The 4,579-nt window shown below is 44.8% G+C and carries 7 protein-coding genes and 2 pseudogenes; all 9 read left to right on the top strand.

The genetic code is table 11. The annotated features are described in order from the left end of the window. Positions 1-221: 221 nt before the first annotated feature. Positions 222-497 (top strand): annotated as a pseudogene (locus ACYQ3S_RS15495) (VirD4-like conjugal transfer protein, CD1115 family); the annotation flags it as partial. Between the two features lie 29 nt (positions 498-526). Further along, the gene (locus ACYQ3S_RS15490; protein ID WP_459690251.1) at positions 527-757 is read left to right on the top strand and encodes an antitoxin; all 231 of its coding nucleotides are present in this window, start codon (positions 527-529) and stop codon (positions 755-757) included. A gap of 99 nt (positions 758-856) precedes the next feature. Next, positions 857-997 carry a Maff2 family mobile element protein gene (locus tag ACYQ3S_RS15485; RefSeq protein ID WP_459690249.1) on the top strand — a complete coding sequence of 47 codons (141 nt, stop codon included), beginning with the start codon at positions 857-859 and terminating at the stop codon, positions 995-997. A 215-nt stretch (positions 998-1,212) separates the two neighbouring features. Further along, positions 1,213-1,476, top strand: a complete 264-nt coding sequence (locus ACYQ3S_RS15480) for a GyrI-like domain-containing protein (RefSeq protein WP_459690252.1) — start codon at positions 1,213-1,215, stop codon at positions 1,474-1,476. Positions 1,477-1,684: 208 nt separating this feature from the next. Further along, the gene (locus tag ACYQ3S_RS15475; RefSeq protein ID WP_204245260.1) at positions 1,685-2,059 is read left to right on the top strand and encodes a sigma-70 family RNA polymerase sigma factor; all 375 of its coding nucleotides are present in this window, start codon (positions 1,685-1,687) and stop codon (positions 2,057-2,059) included. Next, positions 2,056-2,874, top strand: coding sequence for a TrmH family RNA methyltransferase (locus ACYQ3S_RS15470; RefSeq protein ID WP_070087583.1), 819 nt, complete (start codon positions 2,056-2,058; stop codon positions 2,872-2,874). The genes ACYQ3S_RS15475 and ACYQ3S_RS15470 overlap by 4 nt, the downstream gene beginning before the upstream one ends. Before the next feature lie 252 nt (positions 2,875-3,126). Beyond that, entirely contained in the window at positions 3,127-3,549 is a 423-nt protein-coding gene (locus tag ACYQ3S_RS15465) for an RNA polymerase sigma factor (RefSeq protein ID WP_070087582.1), read from the top strand. Continuing rightward, positions 3,542-3,739, top strand: coding sequence for a helix-turn-helix domain-containing protein (locus ACYQ3S_RS15460; RefSeq protein ID WP_070087581.1), 198 nt, complete (start codon positions 3,542-3,544; stop codon positions 3,737-3,739). The genes ACYQ3S_RS15465 and ACYQ3S_RS15460 overlap by 8 nt, the downstream gene beginning before the upstream one ends. A gap of 713 nt (positions 3,740-4,452) precedes the next feature. After that, positions 4,453-4,579 (top strand): annotated as a pseudogene (locus tag ACYQ3S_RS15455) (plasmid mobilization protein); the annotation flags it as partial.

Below are 4,579 nucleotides of genomic sequence, written 5' to 3'. Positions count from 1 at the left end.
GCCGAAAAAATACCGATTGAAAAAAACATGAAAGAAACATTGGTTTTAGAGTTACGAGAAAGAGGCTTGCTCAAAAAGCCTTAGGTAGAAAAATTTCCCCTTAATTATTTAAAGCACCTTTATTTGTGGCGATTTTTCAATAAATATTCTATGTATTTCCCCCTTCTCTAAATGAGGAGGGGGCTTTTTTGCCCTTTTTTGAATTCATCACTTGACATTGTGGTAAAGAGCTTATGAGCCAGGACGAAATCGCAACGATGGACGGAGGCAAGTGTATTTTGCAGGTGCGCGGCGTAAGGCCGTTTTTCAGTGAGAAATACGACATTACCCGCCATCCCCGCTATAAATACCTTTCCGACGCCGATAAGAAAAACACCTTTGACGTGGACAGATACTTGTCGTCCCTGCGCCGGAAAAAGCGGCGCGTGGTGTCGGAGGATGAAACCTTTGAGCTTTACGACATTGACCTGTCGGATGAAAATGCAGCCGCCCAATAAGGCGGCGGACAAAGAAAGGAGCCTGACCTATGAAACACTCGGACAAAATTACATTTGAGGAATACTTCCAGTCTGTGCAGACCGCTTTTCGCGGCGTAATCTCCGCTTGCGTTGCTTTGCGGTGGATGATCGAACACGATTTTGAACTGCCTGACGACGACGCCTTAAAGCAAATGGAGGCGGAAGTAGACCTTGAAATGTGTGACGCATGGGCGGAAATCTATGTGACTGCCCTGCGGGAATGGCTGGGCGGCCAATAACTCCGGGCCGCCTGCGGATTGTGACGTGCTGCTGGAAAATGACCGGCAGCTTTTTTTGAAACCAAACAACATCACAATCTGAATTTATGGAGGTAATTTATGGATTTTTTCAATTCTGCTGTTGACGTTTTACAGACGATCGTTGTGGGCCTCGGCGGTGCGCTTTGCGTATGGGGAGGCGTCAATCTGTTGGAGGGGTACGGGCAAGACAACCCGGCCTCCAATGCTCATGTGTCATAAAGAAACACACAAGAGATTGATAGACAGCAGCCTACTATTCCGTAAATTTTGTTTCAGGACTTTCTTTTTCAATGCCGATATGCTATAATATTTCTATTCCAAGTAAGGAGTTAAAAATATGCGGCAAGGTATTCTTAATTAACTATAATCAAATAGTGGGAACAAAGAATTGTAACCGTCCCTTGCAAGGGGCTTAGTTTTTTGTACCCTTTTTAATTGGAGTTTTAACAACTAAAAATGACATTAGCAGTAATCTGGACACATTTCCTGTTAAAGCTCATACGTGGGCAGTTTTTCCAAATGAAGGAATCTTCCCGTTTACTTTGCAGGATACAATGGCAAGAATCTACTCCGAATGGTTTATGACGGCAGATTATGAACTGGCAGAGCCGTTTTCTTTCTCTTTTACAAAAATGGACGACAAAAAGCCCAACTACGCATACAGTGAAATTTGGATTCCAGTAACAAAAAAAGAATAAGCAATTACACTCAAATAGGAAAGCCAGCCGAGCCAGCGGGCAGTCAAGATAAACGGCGCATATGCGCCGCTGTTGACAGCCCCGCCCGCCTTTGCTGGTAGGCAATCAAGGGGCGACAGCAAGGGGTGCTGCCGCCCTCTGATATTATAAATGAAACCCGTCAACCATACAACGCCCTATGTGGGAGAAAGGGGGAATCATCTATGCCTTGCACAGAAGCATACAAAGAACACATCATGTACACGTTCAATGGCTTTGCAAGACCGTCATACACTATGCGGCTATCAACGCATGGCGTGACAGGAGCAGACGGCGGCAAAAAGAAATATCCCTTGAATACCTCACAGAAGAAAAGTTTTACCCTTTAGGCACAACAGACGAATATTTTGAAGCACCCCATGAAGAACACCCTATAACGATATGCGGTCAGGCAGTTATCCTCACCAATGGAAAACTTGCCGCCGTCCTGTTATCCCTGCCACAGAAAAACCGGGAAATCATTTTCCCTTATTTTTTCAAAAATGGGCTTACAATGGGTGAAAAATTCGAAAACCAAAGTATGATGAGGCAGGTATTGAAATGAAAGTTGTTTCTATATTAAATAAAAATAATGATTACCAGAGATTTGAAGTATTGAAGCATAATCGAAATAAAAGATATAAATATAATCAATTTATTGTTGAAGGCGTAAGAAGTTTAAATGAAGCGGTTAAAAATAACTGGAAGATTATTTCTTTTATTTATGACAAGAATAATCTGTCAGGCTGGGCAAAACATATGATAGAAACAGTAAAAACAGAAGTCAATTATACTCTTACGGCACAGTTGCTAAAGGAATTAAGTGGAAAAGAAGAAACTTCTGAATTATTGGCTATTATTGAAATGAGGGAAGACAGGTTAGAAAATGTTGCGTTATCTTCCAATCCATTTATTGTGTTATTTGACAGGCCCTCTAATAAAGGAAATTTAGGTACGATGATACGTTCATGTGATGCGTTGGGAGTAGATATGTTGATAATTACTGGACATGCGGTTGATTTGTATGAGCCTGATGTAATTGTTTCGGCGATGGGTTCTTTTTTCAATCTTCCGGTGATTCGAATCATTCACAATGAGGATTTATATAAATTCGTTGAAAGCCTTAGAATAAAATACCCTGGCTTTAAGATCATAGGCACAACAGCCCACCACGAAAAGCCTATCTATCATGAGGACTTGAAAACCCCGGTTATGTTAATGATGGGAAATGAAACCATGGGATTAAATAAGGCATTTAAGGAATATTGTGATGTTTTATGTACGATTCCTATGGCTGAAGATTCCTATGCCAGTTCTTTCAATGTCAGTTGTGCTGCATCTATAATGATGTATGAAATAGTAAGACAACGAATGAATTAGACAGCATAACCCTTTTGAGAGTGAGCCAGAGAAAAGGGAGGAGCAGGCGTTCTACCTCAAAAGTCTGCAAATAAAAAAAGAATAAGCAATTACACTCAAATGGCAAAGCCAGCCGAGCCAGTCAACAGTCAAGATGAACGGCGCATATGCGCCGCCGTTGACAGCCCCGCCCGCCTTTGCAGATAGGCAATCAAGGGGCGACAGCAAGGAGTGCTGCCGCCCCGCACTATTATTCAGAGAGGGGGAATTTCCATGACCGAAGATGAAGCCTACAAAGTGCATATCCAGTACACATTCAATGCCTTTTGCAAGATTGTCATTCGTCACGCAGCCATAGATATAATCTTAAAGCTGCGCCGGAGGTGGGAACGGGAAGTTTCTCTTGACTATCTGATGAATGAGAAGTTTGTCCAGCTTGCCGAACCGGAGCAGCTTGAAGAATATCTTTTTACCGCCTGCGGCCAGACCGCCGTTCTGTACCATGCGGAACTTGCCGCCGCCCTTGCCCTCTTGCCGGAGCAGACACAGGAAGAGATTTTCCGTTACTATTTCCTGCGCCAGCCGCAGCGAGTGATCGGCGTACATATTGGCCGGACACGCAGCACAGCGGGGCGGCATATCCAGCTTGCCTTGCAGCGGCTACGGCGGCTCATGGAGGGAAAAGACCATGAGTAAACTTCTCCCCTATGAAACAATCGTCAAAGCCCATGAGGGCGACCCGGACGCAATCGACACCGTCCTTTCCCACTATGCCGGATATATCCGCTACTTTTCCAAAGTACACGGTCAGGTTAACGCCGAGGTTGAGGAATATGTGAAGCAGCAGCTAATCTCCGCACTATTCAAGTTTCGCTTTGACCGATAAGCCCCAAAACTGAATACCAGCCGCCCACCAGCGGCCAGTGAAAGCAGTAAGTCTGAAAAAGATTTGCTGCTTTTTTTGTTGTCCATTTGGCAAAATCGCAAAGTCACCCGTAGTAGGTAGGTGAAGCCAGAAAAAGCTGCCTGCTCCGTTTGGCAAATTTCAAAACGCAGTGTTGTAGGGAGTGAAAGGAAAAATTCTCTGCCCCGTAGGTTGCCAAAATCCTGTTTCCCGGATTACTAAGGCAAAAGAAAATTTGAAAAATCCCCGGACAGCGGGTAGCTGGCGGCCTTTTGAATGTATCTTTGGCGAAAGAAAAAAAAGACCGCGCACAGCGGGCTGAAAGCCCCGCCCCGTTCGCTCTATGTACGGAAAAGCCCGGACAGGGGCAGTCTGCGGCTTACTAAGAGCAAGTTTCTACCACGGTGCCAAAATCCGCAATTCTGCGGTTTTGCCCCTCGCGGGAAACTTGTTGGGGAGTGCCTTCCCCAAACCCTGCTATACGCCCTTACGGGCGAAAAAGCTGAAAACAGTTTTTGTTATTTTCCAAAAAGTTGCCCAATGGGAGGTATAGAGGGATTTTTCTGCCGAAATGCAAAAAAAAGTTTTTGTAATTTCCCGAAAAGTTAAGCAATGGGAGGAGTGAGAGGAAATTTTCTCCGCCCAAAATCCGAAAAAAGTCAGCAATAAGAATAGTGAGAGGAGGTTTTCAGCCTATGCGAAAGAAATACAACACGCCCCACCGCAGCCGCGTTGTGAAAACCCGGCTGTCCGAAGATGAATACGCCGACTTCACAGCGCGGCTTGCGCCCTATGGTATCAGCCAGTCGGAATTTCTCCGGC

Source organism: Agathobaculum sp. TL06 (assembly GCF_054658635.1).
Note: the sequence above shows the minus strand (reverse complement) of the source record. Positions and strands in the feature narration are given on the sequence as shown.

Coding starts and splice junctions, on each gene's coding strand:
- ACYQ3S_RS15490 (WP_459690251.1), top strand. CDS start 527: ATGAAACACTCGGACAAAATTACATTTGAGGAATACTTCCAGTCTGTG.
- ACYQ3S_RS15485 (WP_459690249.1), top strand. CDS start 857: ATGGATTTTTTCAATTCTGCTGTTGACGTTTTACAGACGATCGTTGTG.
- ACYQ3S_RS15470 (WP_070087583.1), top strand. CDS start 2,056: ATGAAAGTTGTTTCTATATTAAATAAAAATAATGATTACCAGAGATTT.
- ACYQ3S_RS15465 (WP_070087582.1), top strand. CDS start 3,127: ATGACCGAAGATGAAGCCTACAAAGTGCATATCCAGTACACATTCAAT.
- ACYQ3S_RS15460 (WP_070087581.1), top strand. CDS start 3,542: ATGAGTAAACTTCTCCCCTATGAAACAATCGTCAAAGCCCATGAGGGC.